This window comes from Amycolatopsis sp. w19, from assembly GCF_051373225.1.
Lineage (GTDB): Bacteria > Actinomycetota > Actinomycetes > Mycobacteriales > Pseudonocardiaceae > Amycolatopsis > Amycolatopsis japonica.
Map to the genome: position 1 here is coordinate 24,201 of NZ_JBPQFM010000028.1, position 23,779 is coordinate 47,979.

Consider the following 23,779-nt stretch of genomic DNA (forward strand, 5'->3'; position numbering starts at 1 on the left):
ACCCACGGCGCTAGACCTTCTTGTCCAGCGTCGACTTGATCTCTTCCTCGGCGTTCGTGAACGCGGTCATCGAGCGTTCGACGTTGTGCTGCATGCCCCGCAGCGCCTCGACGATGTTCGCGAACCCCTCGGACGAGCCCTGCGCGCCCGGCTCGTAGTCCTTCGCGAACTCCTTGCCCGCGTCGTCGCTGCCCCAGCACTGGCCGAGCGAGTTCATCGCGGCCAGCAGTTCCTTGCCCGCCTCGTCCAGCTGGTCCGCGGCGATCCCCAATTTGGCCGCGGCCGACTTCACCGCATCCGGATCCGCGGTGAATCCGGCGCCGCCCCCACCGTTCGGCATCAGACTCCCCTGGTCAGCCAGCTCGAAGGCGGCTCTTCCTCATCGTCGTCCTGCTGACGCACCCGTTTCGGAACCGGTTTCGGCGTCGGCGGCGCGGGCGGGGCGGCCGGTGGCGGAGGAGGCGGCGGCGTGTCGTCCTTGATCATCAGCGGGGCGTCGAAGTCTTCGTCGGACTTCGCCGGCTCCTCTTCCTCTTCGGCAGCGAGGAAGTCCGGAATGGCCGGCATCAGCCCTTGCAGCGAAGGCGCGCCTTCGATGAGGTCCGAAAGGTCCGGCAGCCCTTCGGTGATCGGGGCCATCAGCTCGGCGACCTGCTGCTTGACCTGCAGCGATCCCTGGCGGACCAGGGACAGCACGGTGTTGGCCAGCTGCGCGGGGTTGGTGCGCTCGAAGGCGTTCGGCTGGATCTCGAGTTTGGCGAGGGTGCCGGTCGCGTCGATGGTGGCGCGGACGAGGCCGTCCTGCGAGACCACCGTCGCCGAGGTCTGCGAAGCGGCTTCCTGCGCGTCCCGGAGCTGGGCCGTCTGGCGCTCGAACTGTTCGAGCAGCGTGTCGACCTGGTCCTTCATGGCGGCATTGCGCGCTTCGAGGCGTGCGCTGTCGTCGCCGGCCGTCGTCACTTGAGCCCCCGCTAGTGCTGGATCCCGGGCATACGCCACCCGGTGTCGGTAAGCGTCACCCTAATGCCAACGCCCGCGCCATATCACCGGATCTGGTGTTTTCGCACGGCGAGCAGATGACCGGCGGCTCCCGCCACGTAGAGGACGGTCGCCGTGACGAGCAGCCCCGGCGAGCGTCCGTCGGCCGGGATCACCGTCGCGGCCAATGAGACCGCGACGACCTGGGTGATGTTGAAGAGCGTGTCGTAGAGCGCGAAGACCCGCCCCCTCGCTTCGTCGGCGACGTCGAGTTGCACCGAGGAATCGACGCAGAGTTTCAGCACCTGTCCGGCGCCGGTCACCAGGAACGCCGCGAGCAACGCGGTGGGGATCGTCATCGGCAGGCCGAGCGCGGACTGCGCGGCCGCCGCCAGGACCAATGCCCCCACCACGACGCGAACCCTGCCGAACCGCTTGATCAGCCAGGCGGTCAGCAGCCCGGCGACGAGGATCCCTGCACCGGCGAACGCCGCCATCTCGCCCAGCCCCGTCATCCCGGCGGCGAAGTGGTCGCGCATCAGCAGCACCGTCACCAGCAGCGAGATCCCGTACGACGCGCGATGGGCGAACAGCGCGACGAACCCGGCCGTGACGCTGGGCGTGCGCCAGGCCGCCTTCGCGCCATCGGCCAGGCCGCGGGCGACGGCGAGGGCCGGGTTCGACGGCTCGTCGACCGTCGACGGCCCGAGCAGTCCGCGCGCGAATCCGGCGGCTAGGACGGCGGCGCCGATCCCGCCCAGCGCGGCGACGGCGGTGACCCAGGCGGAACCGGCGTCGTCCGCGCCGGTCAGCGCCCGGAGGCCGATCGCGCAGCCGCCCCCGACGACGGCGAGCACCGAACCCCAGGTGGCCGCGAAGGCGTTCGCGGCGACCACGGACTTCTCTTCGACGACATGCGGAAGCGACGCGGACAGACCCGAGCCGATGAACCGTGAGATGCCTTCGGATGCCAGCGCGAGGGAGAAGAGCCCGATCCCGGCCACACCCGTGCCCACGGCGACGGCCGTCGCCAGGATGGTGGCCGACCGCAGAAGGCTCGCGAAGATCAGGACCTTCCGGCGGTCCCAGCGGTCGAGCAGCGCGCCCGCGAACGGGCCGACGATCGAGTACGGCAGCAGCAGCGCCGCGAATCCGCCCGCCATGGCGAGCGCGTCGGCGGCGCGTTCGGGGTTGAAGAGGACGGCACCGGCCAGTCCGGCCTGGTACATGCCGTTGCCCCAGTGCGCGGAAAACCGCGTGAACAGCAGTCGGAGGAAGTCACGGTCGCGGACGAACGCCCTGGTGGGCGCCGTGGCGGTGGTCGTCACGGGAGCAGCCTATAAAGGTGGCCGATGCGCTTTGAGGTCGCCTCTCGGCGGCTATGCGCAGTGTGGCTCCAGCCGGACGGTATTCCACAAAGGCGGTTCTTCAGTGAGCCCGGGGGACACGGAAAGCGCACCGACCGTTGTGTCCAACGGTGCTCGTGATGCTGTTGTTCCCAGAGCCGGACGATTTGTCCCCGCTCGAAGTGGGATCATGGCGGACGTGCCAGCGGACGCCGAGGTCGAACCGGGAACGCTCCTGGTCGCCGCCCCCACGATGTTCGATCCCAACTTCCGGCGAACCGTCGTGTTCGTCATCGATCACCGGGACGAGGGAACGCTCGGCGTCGTGCTCAACCGGCCGAGTGACGTGCCGGTGTACGACGTGCTCCCCAACTGGGGCGGGCACGTCGCCGAGCCGCAGTCGGTGTTCGTCGGCGGTCCGGTCGAGAAGAAGACCGCGTTGTGCCTGGCCGCGTTGCGGACCGGTGAGACGGCGTCGAGCGTGCCGGGCGTGATCGCCGTCCGGGGCCCGGTCGCGTTGGTCGACCTCGACACCGATCCCGAGATCCTGGTGCCGAAGGTCCGCGGTGTGCGGGTGTTCGCCGGGTACGCGGGCTGGGATTCCGGCCAGCTGGCGAACGAGATCGAACGCGACGACTGGGTGATCGTCCCGGCGCTGCCCAGTGACGTCCTCGCCTCGCCGCACCACGACCTGTGGGGCCAGGTGCTGCGGCGTCAGGGCATCCCGCTGGCGCTGCTGGCCACCCACCCGGGAGACCTCCAGCGCAATTAGGCGGTGGCGGTGTCGGCCTTCTTGAAGACGCCGCAGGTGCCACAGGCACAGCCGCTGCAGCCGGCGGGCCGCTCCGGTTCGGGCTCCGGCACCGTCGCGGCGGCGCGGTTGCCGAGCACTCCCCCGGCCGCGACCAGCGCGACCATCCCGGCCACACCCACGAACGAGGCGAGCAGCAGCCCGAACGTCGTCGGCATGACCAGCGCGGCGATCCCCGCGAGCACGGCGATCACGCCGCCGGCCAGCGTCGGGACTCCGGCGACCTTGTTGCCGAGCCGGAAGGCCTCTTCGCTGCGCATCGTGGCGGCGGTGCGCACGCCGGCGCCGCGGTCACGCGGCAGCTTCTCGCGCAGGCCGAGGAACCCACCCCAGCCGACGAGGACACCCAGCACGATCGGGACCAGCGCTATGACGAACACTCCACGAGGATAAGCGTGACGTCCCGGCAACCTGCCGGATACCCTGATCGACTGTGCTACAGGCCATGTCACGCCGAGTTCTTGCCACCGCCCTGATCGGGGCCGTTCCCCTCACCCTGATGGCCGCACCGGCCGCCGAAGCGGGTCACCGTCCGCTTCGCCTGATCGGGGAACAGCTCGTCCCGAACGCCCTGCCCTACGAGGGCACCGTCGTCGGCGGCCTGTCCAGCATCGACTACGACCCCCGCACCGGCGAGTACGCGCTGATCTGCGACGACCGCTCCGCCATCAACCCGGCGCGGTTTTACACGGCGAAGTTCTCCCTCGACGCCAAGGGCCTCGGCCCGGTGACCTTCACCGGCACCAAGCCGCTCCTGCGTCCCGACGGCACGCCGTACCCGCCGCTCGCGAAGAACGACCCCGCGCAGCCGCCGAACATGCAGACCATCGACCCCGAAGAGCTGCGCGTCGACCCCTGGACCGGCCGGTACGTCTGGTCGCAGGAGGGCGAGCGGTCGGCCGCGGCCCGGATCGACCCGTCGATCCGCGAGGCGGAGCGCGACGGCTCCTACACCCGTGACCTGCCGATTCCCGCCAACGAGAAGATGACCGAGACGGCGGGGCCGCGGCAGAACCTCGCCCTCGAAGGCCTCACCTTCGCGGGCTTCGGGTCGCTGGTCGCCAGCTCGGTCGAAGGCCCGCTGCTCCAGGACGGCCCGGAGCCGAACACCACGTCGGGCGCCCTTTCGCGGATCACCGTCCAGTCGCGGTTCGGGCCGGTCCTCGCGCAGTACGCGTACCCGCAGGAGAAGGTCTTCGCGTCGCCGAACCCGCCCGGCGCGTTCGCGACCACCGGCATCTCGTCGCTGCTGGCCGTCGACCAGGCCGATCCGACGCGCTACCTGGTGATGGAGCGGTCGTTCGTCACCGGCGTCGGCAACAAGATCCGCATCTACGAAATCGACACCAAGGGCGCCACGAACGTCCTCAAAACGCCCTCCCTCGCCGATGCGACGAAGGTCAAGCCGGTCAAGAAGCGCCTGTTGGCGGACCTGGCGGACTTCGAACTGTCCACGGTGGACAACGTCGAGGGCATGACCTGGGGCCCGCGCCTCCCGAACGGGGAGCGGAGCCTGGTCCTGGTCAGTGACAACAACTTCTCCGCGACCCAGGTGACCCAGTTCATCGCTCTGGCGGTCCCCTCGGAACGCCTTTGACCTGGGCGTTAAACTGGACCCATGAACACGGCTCGGCTGCTCCTTAGCCTGCCGCGCTGAACTCGGTCGAACGGCCGGGACCAGCGCGGCGACCCCTCATGCCCTCCGGGCTGAGGGGTCGAGTTGTTTCTGGAGTGGCTTGACGTGGATGAGCACGGAGGATTTCGGCGATGAACCAGGCGAGCGAAGGCGCCGACGCGGCCCCTCAGCACCGCTACACCGCGGAGCTGGCGGGCCAGATCGAGCAGCGTTGGCAGGACTACTGGTCCGACCACGGCACTTACCACGCACCGAACCCGGTGGGCCCGCTCGCGGACGAGAGCGGTGAGGTCCCGTCGGACAAGCTGTTCGTCCAGGACATGTTCCCGTATCCGTCGGGCTCCGGCCTGCACGTCGGGCACCCGCTGGGCTTCATCGCGACCGACGTCTTCGCGCGGTATCACCGCATGATCGGCCGCAACGTGCTGCACACGATGGGCTTCGACGCCTTCGGCCTGCCCGCCGAGCAGTACGCGGTGCAGACCGGGCAGCACCCGCGCAAGACGACCGAAGAGAACATGGAGACCTACCTGCGCCAGATCCGGCGCCTGGGACTGGGTCACGACGAGCGTCGCCGGATTTCGACGATCGATCCGGACTACTACAAATGGACCCAGTGGATCTTCCTGCAGATCTTCAACTCGTACTACGACGAGAAGGCGGGTAAGGCCCGGCCCATCGTCGAGCTGGAGACCGAGTACGCGCAGGACAAGCGCCGCACGCCCGACGGCCGCAACTGGTGCGAGCTGACCCGCGCCGAGCAGCTGGAGATCATCGACACGCACCGGCTGGTCTACTTCTCCGAGGCGCCGGTGAACTGGTGCCCCGGTCTGGGCACGGTGCTGTCGAACGAAGAGGTCACCGCGGACGGCCGCAGTGAACGCGGCAACTTCCCGGTGTTCCGGCGCAATCTGCGGCAGTGGATGATGCGGATCACCGCGTACGCCGATCGCCTGGTCGACGACCTGGACCTGCTGGACTGGCCGGAGAAGGTCAAGTCCATGCAGCGCAACTGGATCGGCCGCTCGCACGGCGCGCGGGTCTCGTTCGATTCCGGCGACAAGAAGATCGAGGTCTTCACCACCCGCCCGGACACCCTGTTCGGCGCCACGTACCTGGTGGTCGCGCCCGAGCACCCGCTGGTCGACGAACTGACCGCCGCCACGTGGCCGGAAGGCGTCGACGCGAGCTGGACCGGCGACGCCGCCACCCCGGCGGAAGCCATCGCCGAGTACCGCGCCGCGGCTTCGCGGAAGTCCGAATTGGACCGTCAGGAGAACAAGGAGAAGACCGGCGTCTTCACCGGCTCCTACGCGGTGAATCCGGCCGACGGCAAGGAGATCCCGGTCTTCGTCGCCGACTACGTCCTGATGGGCTACGGCACCGGCGCGATCATGGCCGTCCCCGGCCAGGACACCCGCGACTGGGAGTTCGCCGAGAAGTTCGGCCTGGAGATCATCCGTACGGTCCAGCCGACGGAAGGCTTCGACGGCAAGGCGTTCACCGGCGACGGGCCCGCGATCAACTCGGGCTTCCTGGACGGCATGGGCGTCGACGAGGCCAAGAAGACGATGATCGGCTGGCTGGAGGAGAACGAGCACGGCCGCGGCACCGTCCAGTACAAGCTGCGCGACTGGCTGTTCTCGCGTCAGCGCTACTGGGGCGAGCCGTTCCCGGTGGTCTACGACGAGGACGGCCACGTCCACGCGCTGCCGGAACGCATGCTGCCGGTCGAACTGCCCGAGGTCGCCGACTACTCGCCGGTGACGTTCGACCCGGAGGACAAGGACAGCACCCCGTCCTCGCCGCTGGCGCGCGCCACCGACTGGGTCGAGGTCGAACTGGACCTGGGTGAGGGCAAGAAGACCTACCGCCGCGACATCAACACCATGCCGAACTGGGCGGGTTCCTGCTGGTACCAGCTGCGATACCTGGACCCGACGAACCCGGACGTGTTCGTCGCGCCGGAGAACGAGGCGTACTGGGTCGGCCCGCGGCCTGCCGAACACGGCGTCGACGACCCCGGCGGCACGGACCTGTACGTCGGCGGTGTCGAGCACGCCGTGCTGCACCTGCTGTACTCGCGGTTCTGGCACAAGGTGCTGTTCGACCTGGGCCACGTGTCGTCCAAGGAGCCGTACCGGAAGCTGTTCAACCAGGGTTACGTGCAGGCGTACGCGTACACGGATGCCCGCGGTGTGCACGTCCAGGCCGATCAGGTCGTGGAGCGGGACGGCAAGTTCTTCTTCGGCGAAGAAGAGGTCAAGCAGGAATACGGCAAAATGGGCAAGAGCCTGAAGAATGTCGTGACGCCTGACCAGATGGCCGCCGACTACGGCGCCGACACCTTCCGCTTCTACGAGATGTCGATGGGCCCGCTGGACGTCTCGCGGCCGTGGGCGACCAAGGACGTCGTCGGCGCGCAGCGCTTCCTGCAGCGCCTGTGGCGCCTGGTCGTCGATGAAGAGACCGGCGAGCTGCGTGTGTCCACAGTGGACGCCACGGATGTCGACCGCAAGCAGCTGCACAAGGCGATCGCCGGGGTCCGCGAGGACTACGCGGAACTGCGGTTCAACACGGCCGGCGCGAAGCTGATCGAGCTGAACAACCACGTCACCAAGGTCTACGGCGGTGCCGAGGCGACTCCGCGCGAGCTGGTGGAGCCGCTGGTGCTGATGCTGGCGCCGCTGGCCCCGCATCTGGCCGAGGAGCTGTGGAAGCGGCTGGGGCACGCGGATTCCCTGGTGCACGGGCCGTTCCCGGTCGTCGACGAGAAGTACCTGGTCGAGGATTCGGTGGAGTACCCGATCCAGGTCAACGGCAAGGTGCGTTCCCGCGTCACCGTGCCCGCCGACGCGGGCAAGGACGCCGTGCAGGCGGCCGCGCTGGCCGACGAGAAGGTCGCCGCGCTGGTCGGCGACGGCACCCCGCGCAAGGTGATCGTCGTGCCGGGGCGATTGGTCAACATCGTGCTGTAACGCCGTGGCCGAAAGGCGCCAGCGTCGAGGGTCATGAGGCGATTCGATGGAGTTGTTCAAGGACAACGAAATCGAACGGAGAACACCGCATGACCCTCGACGGCAAGGTGGCTTTGGTGACCGGCGGCAGCCGCGGGATCGGTGCCGCCACGGCGATCCGGCTCGCCGAGGACGGCGCCGACGTCGCGCTCACCTACCAGAACAACGCCGAACTCGCGGCCGGTGTCGTGGACAAGATCAAGGCGCTCGGCCGTCGTGCGCTGGCGATCCAGGCCGACAGCGCCGACGCCGCGGCCGTGGTCTCCGCGGTCGACACGGCGGTCGCCGAATTCGGCAGGCTCGACGTGCTGGTCAACAACGGCGGCGTCGGCTTCGTCGGCCCGCTCGACCAGACGAGCCTGGAGGACATCGACCGCGTGCTCGCGGTCAACGTCCGCGGTGTCTACGTGGCCACCCAGGCCGCGGCCCGGCACCTCGGCGACGGCGGCCGCGTGATCACCATCGGCAGCTGCGTCTCGGACCGCGTGCCCGGTCCCGGGATGTCGCTGTACGCGGTGAGCAAGACCGCGCTGCTGGGCCTGACCAAGGGCCTGGCCAGGGAACTGGGGCCGCGCGGCATCACCGTGAACATCGTCCACCCCGGCCCGACCGACACCGACATGAACCCGGCCGACGGCCCGTACGCCGCCGACCAGCGGAGCCTGACGGTGTTCGACCGCTACGGTTCGCCGTCGGAGGTCGCCGCCACCGTGTCGTTCCTGGCACGGCCGGAAAGCAAGTACGTGACCGCCGCGACCGTCTCGGTCGACGGTGGGCACGCGGCCTAGCTACTCGGTGGACAGGCCGATCTCGCGCGCGAGATCGGCCAGCATCGCGTCGAAGAGGACGTCCGGTTTCGAGAACGGGATCGGGTAGTTGCCGAAGACCTCGAGCGTGACGTGCCCGTAGAGCCGGGCCCAGAACTGGATCATCAGGTACGTCACGCCGAGGTCGAGCTTTTCGAGCGGGAACGTCGCCCCGGACTCCTTCAGCACGGCGAGCAGTTCCTCTTGGAACGACGTGAGATCGTCGCGCAGCTCGGCCGGGACCACGTCGTTCGACGGCGTCACCAGATCGTGCATCGCGAGCACGCGCCCCGCCGCCGCGAGGAAGATCCGCCCGAACGGCTCGTCCAGCCTGCTCAACGTGTCGTCGCCGGCCGGCGACGCGAAAACCAGCGTGAACTCCTTCGTGTGCGTGAGCGCCCACCGCCGGAATCCCTTGCAGATGGCGAAAAGCTGCAGCGCGCCCTCATCCGGCAGCTGCGCGATGTCCTCGGCGAGCCCGGCCGCCAGATCCGCGACGACATCCGCGCGCAGATGCTCGACCAGATCGTCGCGGGAACCGTAGTAGCGGTACAACGCCGGTGCCGTGATGCCGAGCTCGCGCGCGATCGCCCGCAGGGTCACGGCCTCCGGCCCCTGCTCGACCAGGAGCGCCCGCGCCGTCCGGCGGATGTCCTGATCGGTCGCGGCCCGCTCGCGACCCCTGCGGCCGGTGTTCGTCATCCGGGCATTCTAGGTGGTCAGTGCGCCCTTACCGGGGAAGAACCCAGAAGCCGGGACTGGAGCCGCGTGAGCGGCCGGAGCGCAAGGAAGATCGGGATGGCCATCCCGGCCGCGATGAGGAAGTGCACGATCCACGCCCCTGCCAGCGTCGGCCCGCCCCACGTGCCCTCGGGATCGCTGCCGGTCCAGAAGAGCCCGTAGGTCGCGATGCGCCCGACGAGGTAGAACAGCGGCAAAGCGAGCAGGAACGCGGCCGCGCTCGGACCGAACGCCGCCACGAACCGCGGCCGGGACCCACTCTCGTGCCCGAGCCAGCGCCGCGTCAGTCCACGCTGGGCCTTCGCGCCGCCGAGATACCCCGGCAGCACGAGAAGCGCGTAGACCGCGCGTTTCCAGTCCGAAATCGTCATACCGGCCACGCTAGGGCCCGCTGACCTGCGGGAACATGAGGTAAGCCGTCGGATCCGGTAGGGAAAACCGGAGGTCGCTGTGGTGATCCACACGACCGGGGTGCGGATGTCCGCCAAACGTTCCCCGATGTCAGACGGGTATGCCACACTCGGTCGCCGAACGGCTACGACGTGAACAGGGGAGGTTCGCGTGTCGAACCCTGAGCAGCTCTTCGCTGATTTCGAGGCCAAGCTGGCCGACGCCCAGCGGAAGGCCAATCAGATGCGCACCGAGATCGAGGGCGTCTCGGTGTCCGAACGCAGCAAAGACGGCCAGATCTCGGTCAAGGTCAACCACGCGGGGAACCTGGTGGGTCTGGAGATCGGCCCGTCCGTGCGGGACAACCCCGCGCTCGCGCAGGAGATCCTCCGCGTCGTCCAGAGCGCGCAGAGCAAACTCGCGGCCGCGATGCAGACCGGCGTGCCGTCCATCGCGGGCACCGAAACGATGAACGAGCTGGTCAACCAGCTGCACAACGAGTACCCGGAACCCGAACCGACGGGCTACGTCGAGGGCGGTCACCAGGAGGCGGACGAGGACGACCGCTTCGTCGCCGAAGACGAACTCGACGCGCCTCCGCCCCCTCCCGCCCCGAAGCCGCCCGCACCCCCGGCCCCGCCCGCGCCGCCGCGCGCCGCGCGCCGGCAGCAGACGGACCACGAGGACGACTACTTCACCGGCGGCGACTTCCTGCGCTGAGCGGGTTCTTGAGGGAGGGAAACCATGGGGCAGCCACAAGGTGACCAGGGCTTCAATGTAAATCCGGACCAGATCGACGAACACGCCAAGCAGGTCGCGACCACGCTGGAAACCATTCAAACCGCATTGGCGGCTGATCAGCAAAGCCGGATCCAGGCAGGCGACTTCGGTTTGATCGGGCAACTCGTCGCCCTTGACGTCTGGTGCAGCAGCACCGCTGACAAGGCAGCAGAGGCGCTTAAGAGTGCTGTCGATGCGGGCGAGCATCACGTCACGACAGTACGAAAGTGGGCCCAGGCCCGTCGGGTCGACGAGGCGTCGGCGATTGAGCTGATCAACCGCTCGGGGCAGGTGCGACATGGCTGACGGAGAGAACAGCATCCTCCATGACGCCAAGGAGGAGACCGATTCCGAGAAGAGGCCTGTCGATAGCTTCCTCGAAGGTGCGGGTGCAATTCAGGACACCTACGGCGGGATCGAGAAGCTGGCTCAAGGTGACTGGACCGAAGGCCTGCTGAGCCTGGGTTCGGCGGGATTCGACGCAGCGTCGTTGATCGCCAGTGGCGGGAATCCGCTCGAGACTCTCTTGAGCTGGGGACTGGGCTGGGTGATCGAGCACGTCGACTTCCTGAAGGAGCCTCTCGACTGGCTCACCGGCAATCAGGACGCGCTTGATCTCGAGGCCCAAAAATGGACGGCCATCAGTAAGAAGGTCCAGGAGACGGCTGAGCAGCTGACGGCCGAGGTTCGGAAGAACACCGTTGACTGGACCGGTGCGGTGGCCGACCGTTACCTGGAATACGTTCAGGAACAGTTGCATTCGTACCGGGCATTGTCCGACGCCGCACGTGACGCCGGCGCCGTCGTCGAGGTCTGCAAGATCATCCTCGATGTCGTCCGGACGGTGATCCGTGACCTCATCACGGATACCTTGGCGAAGATCATATTCATTCTTATGCGCTACCCCCCGCCCGGGTACCCCGCGGCCCTCGCGGCCGAGGGAGTTCCATTCGCCATCAAGAAGGCGGGAGAATCGCTGACGTGGGTGCAGAAGCTTCAACGAGCTTTCGCCAACGCCATCGCACTTCTGAAGAAATTGGACGTCGTATTTGTCGACTTGGTGAAGAAGTGGGCGAAAGACGGAGGCAAGTACGTGGCCGACGTCGTCAGCCACGTCGGTGGCGTCGCGATGCACGCGGGCCTGGACACGTTGGGCGGAGTCGGTAAGGCCGCTGTCAAAGAGGTGGCCAAGGGCGCGCTGGATTATGGTGCCTCGACTGAGAACAGTGAAAGCGCGGACGATGAGAAGGAAGATGAGGAGAAGACCACGATCGACCCGAACAAATCCGGGGTTGTCGGTAAGGGCGCCGCTCCGGCGTCATCTGAGGTGAGGCAAGAGGAAAAACCCATCTTCGGACAGCAGGGTGGCCAGAGGATCTCGGGGTCGCTGTAATGGCGACGCTGTTCAGCGAAGGCCTGTGAGGCGAATTTGAGCTCAACCGCCAAGGGGCTGTCCGCCTCGTTCGCAGTACTCATCCTGGCCTTGGGGCTGGCGGTGCTCCCGGCTCTCACGGTCCATCGGCTCGCTTCGGCTCCGGCCAGTTTGTCCAGTTGGTCGGACGAGGGCAGGGACGGCACTGCCTCAGTGACCGCATGCGTTACTCGCGGTCCGATCGGCCTTGGCGGCGTCGGCTACTACTGGGTTTGCACGGCGGACGTCGTCACAGAGGCTGGAACGCGGACCGGTATCGAGTTCGAAGGGGAACTCACACCGGGCGATCAAGGAAAACCAGTTTCCGTCATCGACGATGACGGAAACTGGAAACGCAATGGCGCTCATCCATATTGGTTCCTGGACTACGTTTTCGGTGCCTATCTCTTCATCTTGATGTTCATCGCCGTAGTCGTGGCCGGCTCTGTCTATCACGAGTTCAAGAAGGAAGGCCAGGAGGAGAGTGCCGCGGAAGCGGCGACGGCATCGGTGGACCTGCCGGTCAGGCATCATGAGGCGCACGAGGCCAACCCGAGCTGGGGGAAGGTAGGAGCCGGTCTGGGGTTGATCCTGGCGGTTGTGGGGATCTTCACCGGCTGGCTGGTCTTCGTGGGACGGGTCTCCGGCGTCTGGGACCCGGCCTACCTCGTCGCTGGAGCGATTTTCGTCATCGGTGCGACGATCGTTTACTACAGCCTGAGAAGAAGAGAACCGCTGAAAGAAGTGACGTTCTTGGTCGAGGCCGAGGGGCTGAGGGTGGTGACCAGTGATGGTCGGGGGACCCTGTTGGCTTGGTCGATACTGGAGCGGATCGTCTTCGATCAGCCTCGCGCCATGCGGTTCCGGGATGTCGTTTCGGTCCTGCTCGTTCCCGTTCCTTCGAAACGGGATGGGCTTCACGGCTGGATTCGGACGTACTTTCGCGGGGTGGGGACAAGCTTCGGGTACGAGTTGTCACCCGGCGCGCGTCGGGCGGCGGCCACGACGTTCTCGGACCTGATCGAAAAGCATCGTCCTGGTCTCACCCGGTGGCCTCGGCGTGAGATCCGGCGTTGGGGCTTCGGCCTGTTCGGACTCGTTGATCGGTTCCGCCGGACCAAACGGCAGTAGGACGGAAAGCGGCTAGCCCGGGGAACCCGACCAGTTGCCCGCGTGATCGCTGCCAACCTCTTCCTGCCGATACCAATCCGGAACGGGAAGACCAGGCCAGTTCCTTGCGCGCGTCGCCGCACTGTATTCAAGGTGTTGACCAACACAGGATGGCGAAGCCGGGGCGCCGCCGGCGCCGATCACTCGGGGGGCTACGTGATCGACGCCGGCGACCCGATGCCCTCTTCCCGACGGAAGCCGGGATCGGGGCAACGTCACCGCTTGGAAGCGGCAACGCATCTCAAGAGCGGGCGTGATCGCCGAAGTGACGCCCGGGGGAAGGTTATCCTCCGAAAGAGTGACGGCGTTCCGCTGCTCGCCTGATTGTCGCACTACGCGCCGAGAAAGTTACAAAGTTCTTCACATCTTCGTCTGGAGAAGGGGCACGCCCGGACAACCGCTGGTCATGGCATCGTCTCTTCCATGACTTCTCAGGTGCTGGTCATCGGGTCCGCCAATGCCGATCTCGTCGTCCCGGTCGATCGGCGACCCGGTGGTGGCGAAACCGTACTCGGTGGCGACACGATCTTGTCGCCGGGTGGCAAGGGCGCCAACACCGCGGTCGCCGCGGCCAGGCTCGGGGCGGACGTCGCGTTGCTCGGCGCGGTCGGCGACGACCCGTACGGCGAGTTGCTCAAGCGGTCGCTCGCCGAGTCCGGGGTGGACACCGGCTCGCTGCGCACGAGTGAGCGCCCGACGGGGATCGCGTACATCACGGTCACGCCGGACGGCGAGAACTCGATCCTCGTCTCACCCGGCGCCAATTCCGCTTTGCGGCCCGAGGACGTCGACCTCGACGGCGCCGAGATCGTGGTGCTCTCGCTGGAGATCCCGCTCGAAACCGTCGAGCATGCCGTCGCGAAAGCCGTCGATCACCACGTGAAGACGCTGCTGAATCTGTCGCCCGCCGCCGAGCTTTCCGCGAAGACGCTGCAGGGGCTGGACGTCCTTCTGGTCAACGAGCACGAGGCCGCGTTCCTGCTCGGTGGCGAGGCGGATTTCCCCAAGCTGCTCGATCTCGGTCCGAAGGCCGCGGTCGTGACGCTCGGCGCGAAGGGGGCGGCTGTGGTGACGGCCGACGGGGTGACGGAGGTGCCGTCGCCGAAGGTCGAGGCCGTCGACACGACGGGCGCCGGTGACGCTTTCGCGGGGGCGCTCGCCACGTCGCTCGCGAAGGGCGAGGAATTGGTCGACGCGGCACGCAAGGCGGTGAAGGTGGCGGCGATCACCGTGACCCGCCAGGGTGCGCAGCCCTCGTATCCGACGGCGTCCGAACTGGAATGATGTCCTCTTCTGTGTTCTGCTGATGGCTATGAGCCAGCTCACGCCGCCTATGAGATATGGTCTAGACCATGCCGTCTGAGTCACTGTCCGGGGTCGCTGTCAGTCCCGGCCGCGCGAGCGGTCCTGTCGTCCGGGTCGCCGAACCGCTCGGTGAACCCGCGAGCACGCCGGCACCGGCCGATCCCGCCGCCGAGGCCGCCCGGATCGCCCCGGCCGCGCAGATCGTGGCCGGCAGGCTCGAGAAGCTCGCCGAGACGGCGACCGGTGAGGCCGCGACGATCCTCATCACCACCGCGGCGATGGCGGCCGATCCGGCGCTCGTCTCCTCGGCGGAGCAGCTGGTCAAGGACCAGCATCTGCCCGCGCCGCGCGCGGTGCACCAGGCGGCGGGGAAGTTCGCCGACGCGCTCGCCGCCGCCGGCGGCTACATGGCCGAGCGGGCTCGCGACGTCCTCGACGTGCGCGACAGGCTCATCGCCGAACTGCTCGGCATCGCGCCTCCCGGCGTTCCCGACCTCGCCTCGCCGAGCGTGCTCGTCGCCCGCGATCTCGCGCCCGCCGACACCGCCGGTCTCGACCCGGACAAAGTGCTCGCGCTCGTCACCGAAGAGGGCGGCCCCACCAGCCACACCGCGATCCTCGCCCGCGCGCTCGGCATTCCCGCCGTCGTCGCGGTCCGCGGGCTCCTCGCGCTCGACGCGCAAGCGCTTGCGGTGGACGGTGACACCGGCGTCGTCGAGGTCGCGGACCCGGACGCCGAGGTCGTCACGGCCGTCAAGTCCGGCGCGATCGAGTGGGACGGCACCGGCGCGACCTCCGACGGCCACCGGGTGAAGGTGCTCGGCAACGTCGGTTCCGCCACCGACGCCCAGGCCGCCGCCGAGGCGGGCGCGGAAGGCGTCGGCCTCTTCCGCACGGAGTTCTGCTACCTCGACGCCTCTTCCGAGCCGAGCGTCGAAGAGCAGCGCAAGGCCTACACCGCCGTGCTCACGCCGTTCCGCGGCAAGCCGGTCATCGTCCGCACCCTCGACGCGGGCGCGGACAAACCCCTCGCGTTCCTGGAGCCCGAGGACGAGCCCAACCCGGCGCTCGGCGTACGCGGCCTTCGCGTCGCTTTCGACCGTCCCGAGATCCTCGACCGCCAGCTCGAGGCCATCGCGGGTGCCGCGCAGGACTCCGGCGCCGAGGTTTCGGTGATGGCCCCGATGGTCGCCACCGCCGCCGAGGCCGCCTGGTTCGCCGAGCGCGTCCGAGCCGCCGGAATCGCCCGTGCGGGGGTGATGATCGAGATCCCGGCCGCCGCGCTGACCGCCCGCGAGATCCTCGACGCGGTCGACTTCGTCTCCGTCGGCACCAACGACCTCGCGCAGTACACCTTCGCCGCGGATCGCCAGCTCGGCGCGGTCGCCAAGCTCAACGACCCGTGGCAGCCCGGTCTGCTGCGCCTGCTCAAGGTGATCGGCCAGGCCGCGAAGGACACCGGCAAGCCCGCCGGCGTCTGCGGTGAGGCCGCCGCCGATCCGAGGCTCGCGCTGGTGCTGGCCGGGCTCGGCCTGACCAGCCTCTCGATGAACGCGCCCGCCGTGCGCGCGGTCGGCGCGAGCCTGGCGGCCACGACGCTGGCCGAATGCGAGGCACTGGCCGACGCGGTCCTCGCCACGTCGGACCCGGTGTCCGCGAGGCAGGCCGCCGCCAAGCGGTAGCAAAGGTCCCCCGCTCCCCGAAAAGATCGGGGGGCATGTCGAAATCCGGTTCGCCGCTTCGACGCCTAGGTGAAAGACACCGAAGCGACGAAAGGACCGGACCATGACGACCACCGTGACCCCGACGCGGGCTGGACGCCGGGAATGGGTCGGGCTGGCCGTACTGGCCCTGCCCACGTTCCTGGTCTCCCTCGACGTGTTCGTGCTGATCCTCGCGCTGCCGAAGCTCAGCCAGAGCCTCGGCGCCGACAGCACCCAGCAGCTGTGGATCATGGACGTCTACGGCTTCATGATCGCCGGGTTCATGGTCACCATGGGCACCCTCGGCGACCGCATCGGCCGCCGGAAACTGCTGCTCATCGGCGCAACGGCGTTCGGGCTGGCCTCCGTGCTGGCCGCGTTCTCGACCAGCGCGCTGATGCTCATCGCCGCCCGCGCGATCCTCGGGATCGCCGGTGCGACGCTGGCGCCGTCGACGCTCGCCCTCATCAGCAACCTGTTCTCCGACAGCCGTCAGCGTTCGCTCGCGATCGGCATCTGGGCAGGCTGCTTCACCGTCGGCGCGATCGTCGGGCCGATGGTCGGCGGCGTGCTGCTGGAGCACTTCTGGTGGGGTTCGGTGTTCCTGCTCGGCGTCCCCGCGATGGTCCTGCTGCTCGTCGTCGGCCCGAAGCTTCTGCCCGAGTACCGCAACGAGAACGCCGGCCGCATCGACCTCGCGAGCGTCGCGCTTTCCCTGGTCACGATCCTGCCCGCGGTCTACGGCATCAAGGAACTGGCCCGCGAGGGTGTGCACGTGGTCCCGGTGGCTTCGCTCCTGATCGGTCTCGGCTTCGGCGTGGTGTTCGTGCGGCGCCAGCGGACCCTCCAGGACCCGCTGATCGACCTGACGTTGTTCCGCGGCCGCGCGTTCACGACGGCGCTGGGCGGGATGTGCGCGTTCTCGATGCTGGGCGGGACGACCATGCTCTTCGTCGCGCAGTTCTTCCAGATCGTGCTGGAGCTGTCCCCGGTCGGCGCCGCGCTGGCGCTGCTGCCCGGGATGCTGGCGTCGACCGTCAGCTTTCTGGCCGCACCGATCCTCGCCCGTCGTATCCGCCCCGCGACCTTGATCGCCACCGGGCTGGCCGGCGCGATCGCGGGATTCCTGCTGCTGACGCAGGTCGAGCCCGGAGCCGGTCCGGTGGTCCCGGCGATCGCCTTCGCCATCACCTGCCTGTGCGGTGGCCCGCTGATCACCCTGGGGACGGATCTGGTCGTCGGCTCCGTGCCGCCGGAGAAGGCCGGTTCGGCGGCCTCGCTTTCGCAGACCGGCAACGAATTCGGCTACGCGCTGGGTATCGCGACCGTCGGGACGCTGGGCAACGCGGTCACCCGGTCACGGCTTGCCGACGCCGTCCCCGCGCACGACGCGTTCGCCAGCGGGATGCACGCGGTGTCCGCGCTGGCCGCGCTGGTGCTGGCCGCGGTCGCGTTCTTCGTGGTCCGGCACCTGCGCCACATCTAGCCGAAGAACCCCCGCCGCGGGTACTTGATGATCAGCGACCCCCCGTGCACGCGCCCGGTGATGACGAACCGGGGCGTGCCGGGGCGGCCGTTCGAGCGGGTCCGGTCGTCGAGGTTGCCGAATTTGATGTCGGTGATCGAGTTCGTGTCGACGGCGCCGTCCTCGGGGATGGTGATCTCCACCGGCCCCCATTTGGCCTGCAGTTCGATGTGCACCACGGGGTACCGGATCTCGGCCTGGGAGAAGTCCAGTTTCGTGGCGCCGTACTTGTTCCGGATCACCATCGACTCGGGGACGAGCCAGTTCCCGTTGCGCTGCAACGCCGAGTACTTGCCGTTGAGCTCCATGACCTGCCCGGACGCCTGCGCGTAGGCGTGCTGCTGCGGCGGCGGCGCCCACGGGTTCTGCTGCTGCCGGGGCACCATTCCGGCCTCGGGATGCACCAGGCCGGGCAGATCCGTGAGCACCGCGTTCAGCTCACCGCGGGTCTTCGAGGCGAGGGCGCGGTCGGTCCGTTCGGTGAACTCGTCGAGGTTCAGCATCCCGAGGCCGATCGCCTTCTGCAGGACCTCGACGACGTGTTCGCGCTCCGCGTCGGAGACCCGGATGTCCCGTCCGGTCAACGGCTTGGTTTCGGTCGCCGGCTGCTCTTCCTCGCCCATGCCAGGAATGGTAGAACCGATTCTCACGCGCGAGATCGGGGAAATACCCTGAACAGACCCGCATTTCTCCCCTGTGCCGCCCTGCTGGTGGCCGTCCTGCTGCTGGCCGGATGCACTGTCGAAGCAAATCCGCCGGAAGCCGTCCCGGAGCCGACCTCGCCGCCACCGTCGAAACTCGAAGGCGTACCGGTGGACTACAGCGGTTTCCGGCTCGTCATGGCGACCTCACCGCCGTCGATGCTCGATCCCGCCACCGGCGCCACCACGCCGCTGCCCGGTGCTCCGGGCGGTGACCGGGTCAACGACGTCATCCGCGTCGGCAAGTTCCCGGTCGTGTTGTCGGCGGGCCGCTGCGGGCCGTCTTGCCTGGAGCCGTCCGAGGTGCTCGTCTACGGCGACCCCAAGAACCAGCCGTGGAAGCTCGGCAGGGCTCGCAGTGTCGCCCCCGCCGCCGACGAGAGCGGCGTCTGGCTGATCCGCGACGACGGCAACGACCTGTGCCGCCTCCAATACGTCTCCCTGCTCGGTGTCGAGCGTGGGCGTGGACGCCCGGCGAGCTGCACGATGGCGGTGCGCCAGGAGGTGCCGCAGGGCCTGCTGATCACGGTGAACACCGGGACGGCCACCGCCGAGGACGTGCTGATCGACCCCGCCACCGGCCGCGCCGTGCGCCAGTTCCCTCGCGTCCTCGCGATCACCAAGGACCGGATGCTGCTGGCCGAGCTGACCGAGTTCTCCGTGCTCGATCTGCGGAACAACCAGCGCACGCCGGTGAAGCGGCCGGTGGCCAACGGCACGCCGGGCGCCGCGGTGCCGAGCCGCGACGGCTACAAGGTCGCCGTGCTGTTCGGTGACCCGGCCTGGGCCGGGACGGCCACGCAGACCGCCGACGTCTGGGTGCTCGCCCTCGACACGCTGACCTGGACACACGCGCCCTCGACCCCGATCGCGACCGAGCTCAAACGGGTCGCGGTCGAGTGGACCGAGGACGACAGCCTGGTGCTCGCCACGGACGTCGTCGCGAGCTGGCGGCTCGACCGGCCACAGTGGACGGTCGTCAAGACCGCGTTGCCCGCCGAACGGAATCGTTCGGTGGTGACGATCGGCCAGGGGTGACTATTCCTCGTCCAACCCGTGCTCGATGGCGTACCTGGCCAGTTCGACGCGGTTGTGCAGCTGGAGTTTGCGCAACGTCGACTGGACGTGGTTCTCCACCGTCCGATGCGAGAGCACGAGTTTCTCGGCGATCTGCCGCGCCGTCATCCCCTTCGCGACCAGGCGCAGGACGTCGGTCTCGCGCTCGGTCAGCCGCGGCGGCGCGGGCCCGTCGTCCGGCGCGTCCGCCATGCGGCGGTACTCGCCGAGGACGAGGCCGGCGAGCCCGGCGGTGAACACCGGGTCGCCCACCGCGGTCCGCTTGACCGCGTCCACCAGCTCGCTCGCCGAGGCCGATTTCACCAGGTAGCCCGACGCCCCGGCCTTGACCGCCTCGAGGACGTCGCTGTGCTCGCCGCTCGCGGACAGCACGAGCACCTTCGTCGACGGCAGCTCCGCGGTGATCTCGCGGGTGGCGTCGACCCCCGACGTCTCGCCGAGGTTGAGGTCCATCAGCACGACGTCCGGCCGGACCGTGCGCGCGATCCGCACCGCGGCGGGCGCGTCCGGCGCGGTGGCCTTCACGTCGAATCCGTGCTCGGCCAGGTCGCGCGCGACGCCGTCCCGCCACATCGGATGGTCGTCGACCACCATCACCGAGACCTGAGGCGTTTCGGTCATCGCTTCCCCCTCGCCGCCACTGGAACCTTGACTTCCCATTCCGTGCCCTGGCCGGGCGCGGTGTCCAGGGCGACGCTCCCGCCCAGATCCCGCACCCGTCCCTTGATGGACTCCGCGATACCTAGATGTCCCTCGGCCGCCGCGCGTTCCAGGACACCGGGCGCGATTCCCGGCCCGTCGTCGCGGACGCTCACCACGACCTCGGTGCCGAGATCCTCCAGCAGCACCCAGGCGTGAGCCTCTTCGCCCGCGTGCTTCTCGACGTTCGACAGCGCCTCGCGCGCCACGGCCACCAGCTCCGTGGTGACGTGTTCGGGCAGCTGGACCTCGCCCGCGGGCGTCGAGACCTGCACGGACGGCGTCGCGAGCAGCTGCAGCGCGGACCGGAGGTCGGTGGTCCCGTTCTCGCTCGGATGCGTCGGCTCGGTGGTGACCAGCGCCCGCAGCGCGATCTCCTGCTCACCGGCAAGTTTCGCCAGCTCGGCGGCCTCCCCGCCGAATTCGGCGCCGCGTTTGCGCACGCGCGCGAGCACTTGGAGGACGCTGTCGTGGATCGAGCGGGCGAGCCGCTCCCGTTCGGCCGTCGCGGCCTCCATGCGCAACGCCCTGGTCAGCGCGTCGGCCGACCGGCGCGCCATGGTCGCGGCGAGTCCGATGACGAACCCGCTCGCGGTCAGCAGGAAGCCGTCCCTCGCGACGTCGACGTCGAACCGCCAGCGCACCAGCCCGGTGACCACCGAGACCACCAGCCCGGCGAGCACCCCGCCGAGCGCGCCGAACCGCGTCCCGGCGGCCGCGGGCGGGACCGCCGCCCACACCGTGGTGATGAGCGGGGTGTTGGCGTCGAACTGCGCGGTGGTCAGGATCCACGCCGAGGTGAACATGAGGACGACGGTCAGCGCGAGATCGACACCGACCAGCCACGGCCAGCGGCTCGAGGGCCGCGCGTAGAACACGCTGCTCAGCACCGTCCACAGCGTCATCACGCCGAACGACGTCCACGCGAGCCACTTATTCGCGTAGCCGTCGTAATGGACGATGAACGAGCCGAGCGCGAAGAGCAGCGTCGTCACGCGAAGCACGATCACCCCGCGCCACAGCGGAGTGGCCGGGTCCCGCGTGCCGAGCGCCGAGACGGCGCGCCAGAGCGGGGGCTCGGTCATGACTTGGCTTCGGACTCTTCCCCGGGATCGTTCGGCTGCGCCGCCTGATCCCGCAGGACGTCGATCTCGGCCGGATCGGGATCGTGTTCGTGCAGCAGGGAGCGGATACCGGCGTTGAGCACCGCGAGCAGCGGCACCGACAGCAGCGCGCCGGCGATCCCGGCGGCGACGAGACCGGCGGTGATCGCGAGCACCACGGCGAGCGGGTGCAGCTTCACCGCGCGGCCGAGCAGGATCGGCTGCAGCACGTGGCTCTCCAGCTGCATGACGCCGATGACGATGGCCAGCACGATCAGCGCGCCGACGACGCCCTTCGTCACCAGCGCGATCAGCACCGCGACCGCGCCCGCGATCACCGCGCCGATGATCGGGATGAAGGCGCCGAGGAACACCAGCGTCGCCAGCGGGATCACCAGCGGCACGCCGACGATCGCCAGGCCGACGCCGATACCGACCGCGTCGACCACGGCCACCGCCGCCGTCGCGCGCACGTAGCTGACCAGCGACGCGAAGCCGCGCCGCCCCGCGACGTCGACCCGGTTCCGCACGCGGCCCGGCACGCCGCGCACGAGGAACGTCCAGATCTGGTCGCCGCCGGAGAGGAAGAAGATCAGGATGAACAGCGTCAGGATGAACCCGGTGACGATCTCGCCGACCGTGCCCGCGGTGGTGAGCGCGGTGGTGGTGATCGAGGCCTGGTTGTTCTGCAGGAAGCTGATCGCCTGGTTGATGAACTCCTGGATCTGCTCCTGGCGCAGGTGCAGCGGCCCGTCGATGAGCCAGACCTTGATCTGGTTGAGGCTCTCCGTCAGCTGCTTCTGCAGCTCCGGCAGGCCGGAGGAGAACTGCGCGACGACGAACGTCAGCAGCCCGCCGAGCACCGCGAGGCCCGCGATCAGCACTATCCCGGCCGCCAGCCCGCGCGGGAATCTCAGCGCCGTCAGCTTGGAGACCGCCGGCGCGAGCAGCGCGGCGAGCAGCAGCGCGATCGACAACGGGATCACGACCACCGACAGATAGCCGATGAGGAACACGATGACGTAGAGCGCGGCGATCACCACGATGAACCGCCACGACAACGCCGCGCCGATCCGCAGGCCGCGGGGCACGAGGTTGGTGACGTCCTCGGTGGATTCCGAAAGGAACGGGTTCGCCGGGTCGAATTCCGGCTGCTTGCGCTGGGGCTCGCTCACGCGGACACCGTATCGGTCCGAGGCGACGTTTCTTGAACATTCCGGGCAACGCGCGAGCGGCGAATTCGCCCGATGCGACGCTTGACACATCGTCGGTGGATGGACTCCGGAGTAACCGGGCTCCGCCAGCCTTGATCACCGATCGTGATTTCGGGTTACACCGAGTGTTCTTCACACGATCGTGCCATCAAGGCCTTTCAAACTCGCGCATGCCTTCCGCACTTTGCTTACCTCGGTCCCGCAACCGACGAATCGAAGCGACAGGAGACCGAGTGACGAACGCGGCGAAGAACGAGAGGCGTGGCGCTGTGCGCTTCGGCCGTCTCGCTTCGCGTGCGCTGTTCGTGCTCGGTGGTGCCGTCGCCGGTTCCGCCGCGGCGTGGGCCGTTTCCGGCGCTTCCGCTTCCGCGGACATCGCCCCGGTGGTCTCCGCTCCGGACGCCAGCGTCACCCCGGTCGCCGACGCCACCGCGGCGGGCTTGACCGACGTTTCCGGTGGCGCCTCGAAGTTCGCCGGCGATGTCGCCGGAGCGATGTGCGGCGAAGGCCACCAGGACGCCACCACGTGGTCGATGCCGGGTGAGAACGGATCCGCTCCCGCAAAGCGCCACTGTGGCGACCTCCGTGCCGACCGGCACGAGGTCTCCACCCGCGTCAGCGACGCGGTCACCGACTTCGCGGACACCTCGGTGGTCACCCCGGTCAAGCGGACCCTCGGCGCCGTCGAGCACATCGTGCGCAAGCCGCAGGACACCCGTCAGGTGCTGGACGAGACCTTCGCCCCGTCGCCCGACTTCGGCCGCGACGTCTGGGATCTCCTGGACCCGAACAAGCACGGCGACCTCGTCCCGGAACTCCCGGTCGGCGAATCCCCGGTGAACCCCGGCTCCCCGCTGGACACCATCGGCGCCGGCGAGCAGGTCACCGACTTCGCGCAGCTGGCGACGACGCAGTTCCCCGTTTCCTCCGAGACCGTCCTCCCGATGCCGGCGTTCGCGCAGTCGCACGATGCCTTCGATCAGGTCGAGGACGCTCCGGCGCGTGACGGTCACCGTGGCGACTTCCCGCGTCCGATCACTCCGGCGCCGCTTCCCGCCGCGCCTTCCTTCCCGACTGTCCCCGGCGGCTCCGCCCCCGGTGGTCACCTCGACGGCCTGACCCACGGCGTTCCCGCCTGGGTCGCCGCCGCCGTCGAGCGTTCCCTGACCGGCTACGCGCTGGCAGGCACGCGGTACATGCCGCTCACCCCGGGCTCGCAGCCCGGCGTCACTCCCGACTGAACACCTCCCTCCGCGGGGTAGCCGACGCGCCTCACGCCTCCCGAATCCGGGCTTGGCTTCGCGTCCGCTCCTGATCCCCGCGAAACGGCGGTGCGCTTTTGTGCGCCCGCAGCCAGTTCCACCCC

Annotated in this window: 23 protein-coding genes; 13 read left to right on the forward strand and 10 right to left on the reverse strand. The window is 68.8% G+C overall.

The annotated features are described in order from the left end of the window. Positions 1-10: 10 nt before the first annotated feature. The 3 genes from ACSMFO_RS35585 to ACSMFO_RS35595 all read right to left on the reverse strand — a co-directional run bounded on the left by ACSMFO_RS35585 (position 11) and on the right by ACSMFO_RS35595 (position 2,306). Positions 11-340, reverse strand: coding sequence for a WXG100 family type VII secretion target (locus ACSMFO_RS35585; protein WP_360083597.1), 330 nt, complete (start codon positions 338-340; stop codon positions 11-13). After that, complete coding sequence (locus ACSMFO_RS35590; protein ID WP_436462009.1) at positions 340-960, reverse strand: YbaB/EbfC family nucleoid-associated protein; 621 nt, start codon at positions 958-960, stop codon at positions 340-342. The genes ACSMFO_RS35585 and ACSMFO_RS35590 overlap by 1 nt, the downstream gene beginning before the upstream one ends. An 83-nt stretch (positions 961-1,043) precedes the next feature. Continuing rightward, positions 1,044-2,306 carry an MFS transporter gene (locus ACSMFO_RS35595; RefSeq protein ID WP_436462010.1) on the reverse strand — a complete coding sequence of 421 codons (1,263 nt, stop codon included), beginning with the start codon at positions 2,304-2,306 and terminating at the stop codon, positions 1,044-1,046. A 208-nt stretch (positions 2,307-2,514) separates the two neighbouring features. Between ACSMFO_RS35595 and ACSMFO_RS35600 the strand changes: the two genes are divergently transcribed. Beyond that, complete coding sequence (locus tag ACSMFO_RS35600; RefSeq protein ID WP_007032276.1) at positions 2,515-3,096, forward strand: YqgE/AlgH family protein; 582 nt, start codon at positions 2,515-2,517, stop codon at positions 3,094-3,096. Here the strand turns inward: ACSMFO_RS35600 and ACSMFO_RS35605 are convergent. Continuing rightward, the gene (locus ACSMFO_RS35605; RefSeq protein WP_073845925.1) at positions 3,093-3,515 is read right to left on the reverse strand and encodes an SdpI family protein; all 423 of its coding nucleotides are present in this window, start codon (positions 3,513-3,515) and stop codon (positions 3,093-3,095) included. The two genes, ACSMFO_RS35600 and ACSMFO_RS35605, sit on opposite strands and share 4 nt — an antisense overlap. Positions 3,516-3,580: 65 nt before the next feature. On the opposite strand from ACSMFO_RS35605, the gene ACSMFO_RS35610 reads away from it, so the two are divergent. The 3 genes from ACSMFO_RS35610 (at position 3,581) to ACSMFO_RS35620 (ending at position 8,576) form a co-directional block, all read left to right on the forward strand. Then, on the forward strand, positions 3,581-4,732 hold the full coding sequence (locus tag ACSMFO_RS35610) for an esterase-like activity of phytase family protein (protein ID WP_436462011.1): 1,152 nt from the start codon (positions 3,581-3,583) through the stop codon (positions 4,730-4,732). Between the two features lie 170 nt (positions 4,733-4,902). Then, complete coding sequence (gene leuS / locus ACSMFO_RS35615; RefSeq protein ID WP_436462012.1) at positions 4,903-7,749, forward strand: leucine--tRNA ligase; 2,847 nt, start codon at positions 4,903-4,905, stop codon at positions 7,747-7,749. An 89-nt stretch (positions 7,750-7,838) separates the two neighbouring features. Continuing rightward, positions 7,839-8,576, forward strand: coding sequence for an SDR family oxidoreductase (locus tag ACSMFO_RS35620; protein ID WP_436462013.1), 738 nt, complete (start codon positions 7,839-7,841; stop codon positions 8,574-8,576). On the opposite strand, the gene ACSMFO_RS35625 is transcribed toward ACSMFO_RS35620, so the two are convergent. Together ACSMFO_RS35625 and ACSMFO_RS35630 are read right to left on the reverse strand one after the other, a co-directional pair. Continuing rightward, positions 8,577-9,296: a TetR/AcrR family transcriptional regulator gene (locus ACSMFO_RS35625; RefSeq protein ID WP_037334062.1), complete on the reverse strand. Its 720-nt coding sequence runs from the start codon at positions 9,294-9,296 to the stop codon at positions 8,577-8,579. 17 nt (positions 9,297-9,313) lie between these two features. Further along, positions 9,314-9,706 carry a hypothetical protein gene (locus ACSMFO_RS35630; RefSeq protein WP_436462014.1) on the reverse strand — a complete coding sequence of 131 codons (393 nt, stop codon included), beginning with the start codon at positions 9,704-9,706 and terminating at the stop codon, positions 9,314-9,316. A gap of 190 nt (positions 9,707-9,896) precedes the next feature. Here ACSMFO_RS35630 and ACSMFO_RS35635 point away from each other — a divergent pair, with 190 nt between their 5' ends. The 7 genes from ACSMFO_RS35635 to ACSMFO_RS35665 all read left to right on the forward strand — a co-directional run bounded on the left by ACSMFO_RS35635 (position 9,897) and on the right by ACSMFO_RS35665 (position 17,580). After that, complete coding sequence (locus tag ACSMFO_RS35635; RefSeq protein WP_378411006.1) at positions 9,897-10,445, forward strand: YbaB/EbfC family nucleoid-associated protein; 549 nt, start codon at positions 9,897-9,899, stop codon at positions 10,443-10,445. Between the two features lie 24 nt (positions 10,446-10,469). Then, positions 10,470-10,811: a hypothetical protein gene (locus tag ACSMFO_RS35640; protein ID WP_436462015.1), complete on the forward strand. Its 342-nt coding sequence runs from the start codon at positions 10,470-10,472 to the stop codon at positions 10,809-10,811. Continuing rightward, positions 10,804-11,898 (forward strand): WXG100 family type VII secretion target, encoded by a 1,095-nt coding sequence (locus ACSMFO_RS35645; protein ID WP_436462016.1) that lies wholly within the window; start codon positions 10,804-10,806, stop codon positions 11,896-11,898. Before ACSMFO_RS35640 ends, ACSMFO_RS35645 begins: the two co-directional genes overlap by 8 nt. A gap of 36 nt (positions 11,899-11,934) precedes the next feature. Continuing rightward, entirely contained in the window at positions 11,935-13,047 is a 1,113-nt protein-coding gene (locus tag ACSMFO_RS35650; RefSeq protein WP_436462017.1) for a DUF6346 domain-containing protein, read from the forward strand. A 462-nt stretch (positions 13,048-13,509) separates the two neighbouring features. Further along, positions 13,510-14,370: a ribokinase gene (locus ACSMFO_RS35655; RefSeq protein WP_038521980.1), complete on the forward strand. Its 861-nt coding sequence runs from the start codon at positions 13,510-13,512 to the stop codon at positions 14,368-14,370. 68 nt (positions 14,371-14,438) lie between these two features. Then, a complete protein-coding gene (gene ptsP, locus ACSMFO_RS35660; protein ID WP_038521977.1) occupies positions 14,439-16,073 on the forward strand; it encodes a phosphoenolpyruvate--protein phosphotransferase in 1,635 nt (544 codons plus the stop codon). A 103-nt stretch (positions 16,074-16,176) separates the two neighbouring features. Further along, positions 16,177-17,580, forward strand: a complete 1,404-nt coding sequence (locus ACSMFO_RS35665; RefSeq protein ID WP_436462018.1) for an MFS transporter — start codon at positions 16,177-16,179, stop codon at positions 17,578-17,580. Here ACSMFO_RS35665 and ACSMFO_RS35670 read toward each other — a convergent pair. Then, positions 17,577-18,242: a DUF1707 SHOCT-like domain-containing protein gene (locus ACSMFO_RS35670; RefSeq protein ID WP_360120922.1), complete on the reverse strand. Its 666-nt coding sequence runs from the start codon at positions 18,240-18,242 to the stop codon at positions 17,577-17,579. The genes ACSMFO_RS35665 and ACSMFO_RS35670 overlap by 4 nt on opposite strands. A gap of 87 nt (positions 18,243-18,329) precedes the next feature. Here ACSMFO_RS35670 and ACSMFO_RS35675 point away from each other — a divergent pair, with 87 nt between their 5' ends. Next, positions 18,330-19,358: a hypothetical protein gene (locus ACSMFO_RS35675; protein WP_436462019.1), complete on the forward strand. Its 1,029-nt coding sequence runs from the start codon at positions 18,330-18,332 to the stop codon at positions 19,356-19,358. On the opposite strand, the gene ACSMFO_RS35680 is transcribed toward ACSMFO_RS35675, so the two are convergent. The 3 genes from ACSMFO_RS35680 to ACSMFO_RS35690 are packed head-to-tail and all read right to left on the reverse strand — an operon-like array spanning position 19,359 to position 22,374. Further along, on the reverse strand, positions 19,359-20,018 hold the full coding sequence (locus ACSMFO_RS35680) for a response regulator (protein ID WP_073845912.1): 660 nt from the start codon (positions 20,016-20,018) through the stop codon (positions 19,359-19,361). Continuing rightward, a complete protein-coding gene (gene macS, locus ACSMFO_RS35685; RefSeq protein WP_436462020.1) occupies positions 20,015-21,181 on the reverse strand; it encodes a MacS family sensor histidine kinase in 1,167 nt (388 codons plus the stop codon). The genes ACSMFO_RS35680 and macS overlap by 4 nt, the downstream gene beginning before the upstream one ends. Next, a complete protein-coding gene (locus ACSMFO_RS35690; RefSeq protein WP_436462021.1) occupies positions 21,178-22,374 on the reverse strand; it encodes an AI-2E family transporter in 1,197 nt (398 codons plus the stop codon). Before ACSMFO_RS35690 ends, macS begins: the two co-directional genes overlap by 4 nt. 272 nt (positions 22,375-22,646) lie before the next feature. Between ACSMFO_RS35690 and ACSMFO_RS35695 the strand changes: the two genes are divergently transcribed. Next, positions 22,647-23,654, forward strand: coding sequence for a hypothetical protein (locus ACSMFO_RS35695; protein WP_436462022.1), 1,008 nt, complete (start codon positions 22,647-22,649; stop codon positions 23,652-23,654). The last annotated feature ends 125 nt before the right edge of the window (positions 23,655-23,779 follow it).

What these genes read in the sequence shown, in the direction of transcription:
- ACSMFO_RS35585 (WP_360083597.1), bottom strand. Translation starts at nt 340, where the DNA reads ATGCCGAACGGTGGGGGCGGCGCCGGATTCACCGCGGATCCGGATGCG.
- ACSMFO_RS35600 (WP_007032276.1), top strand. Translation starts at nt 2,515, where the DNA reads ATGGCGGACGTGCCAGCGGACGCCGAGGTCGAACCGGGAACGCTCCTG.
- ACSMFO_RS35610 (WP_436462011.1), top strand. Translation starts at nt 3,581, where the DNA reads ATGTCACGCCGAGTTCTTGCCACCGCCCTGATCGGGGCCGTTCCCCTC.
- leuS (WP_436462012.1), top strand. Translation starts at nt 4,903, where the DNA reads ATGAACCAGGCGAGCGAAGGCGCCGACGCGGCCCCTCAGCACCGCTAC.
- ACSMFO_RS35620 (WP_436462013.1), top strand. Translation starts at nt 7,839, where the DNA reads ATGACCCTCGACGGCAAGGTGGCTTTGGTGACCGGCGGCAGCCGCGGG.
- ACSMFO_RS35625 (WP_037334062.1), bottom strand. Translation starts at nt 9,296, where the DNA reads ATGACGAACACCGGCCGCAGGGGTCGCGAGCGGGCCGCGACCGATCAG.
- ACSMFO_RS35630 (WP_436462014.1), bottom strand. Translation starts at nt 9,706, where the DNA reads ATGACGATTTCGGACTGGAAACGCGCGGTCTACGCGCTTCTCGTGCTG.
- ACSMFO_RS35640 (WP_436462015.1), top strand. Translation starts at nt 10,470, where the DNA reads ATGGGGCAGCCACAAGGTGACCAGGGCTTCAATGTAAATCCGGACCAG.
- ACSMFO_RS35645 (WP_436462016.1), top strand. Translation starts at nt 10,804, where the DNA reads ATGGCTGACGGAGAGAACAGCATCCTCCATGACGCCAAGGAGGAGACC.
- ACSMFO_RS35655 (WP_038521980.1), top strand. Translation starts at nt 13,510, where the DNA reads ATGACTTCTCAGGTGCTGGTCATCGGGTCCGCCAATGCCGATCTCGTC.
- ptsP (WP_038521977.1), top strand. Translation starts at nt 14,439, where the DNA reads ATGCCGTCTGAGTCACTGTCCGGGGTCGCTGTCAGTCCCGGCCGCGCG.
- ACSMFO_RS35665 (WP_436462018.1), top strand. Translation starts at nt 16,177, where the DNA reads ATGACGACCACCGTGACCCCGACGCGGGCTGGACGCCGGGAATGGGTC.
- ACSMFO_RS35670 (WP_360120922.1), bottom strand. Translation starts at nt 18,242, where the DNA reads ATGGGCGAGGAAGAGCAGCCGGCGACCGAAACCAAGCCGTTGACCGGA.
- ACSMFO_RS35680 (WP_073845912.1), bottom strand. Translation starts at nt 20,018, where the DNA reads ATGACCGAAACGCCTCAGGTCTCGGTGATGGTGGTCGACGACCATCCG.
- macS (WP_436462020.1), bottom strand. Translation starts at nt 21,181, where the DNA reads ATGACCGAGCCCCCGCTCTGGCGCGCCGTCTCGGCGCTCGGCACGCGG.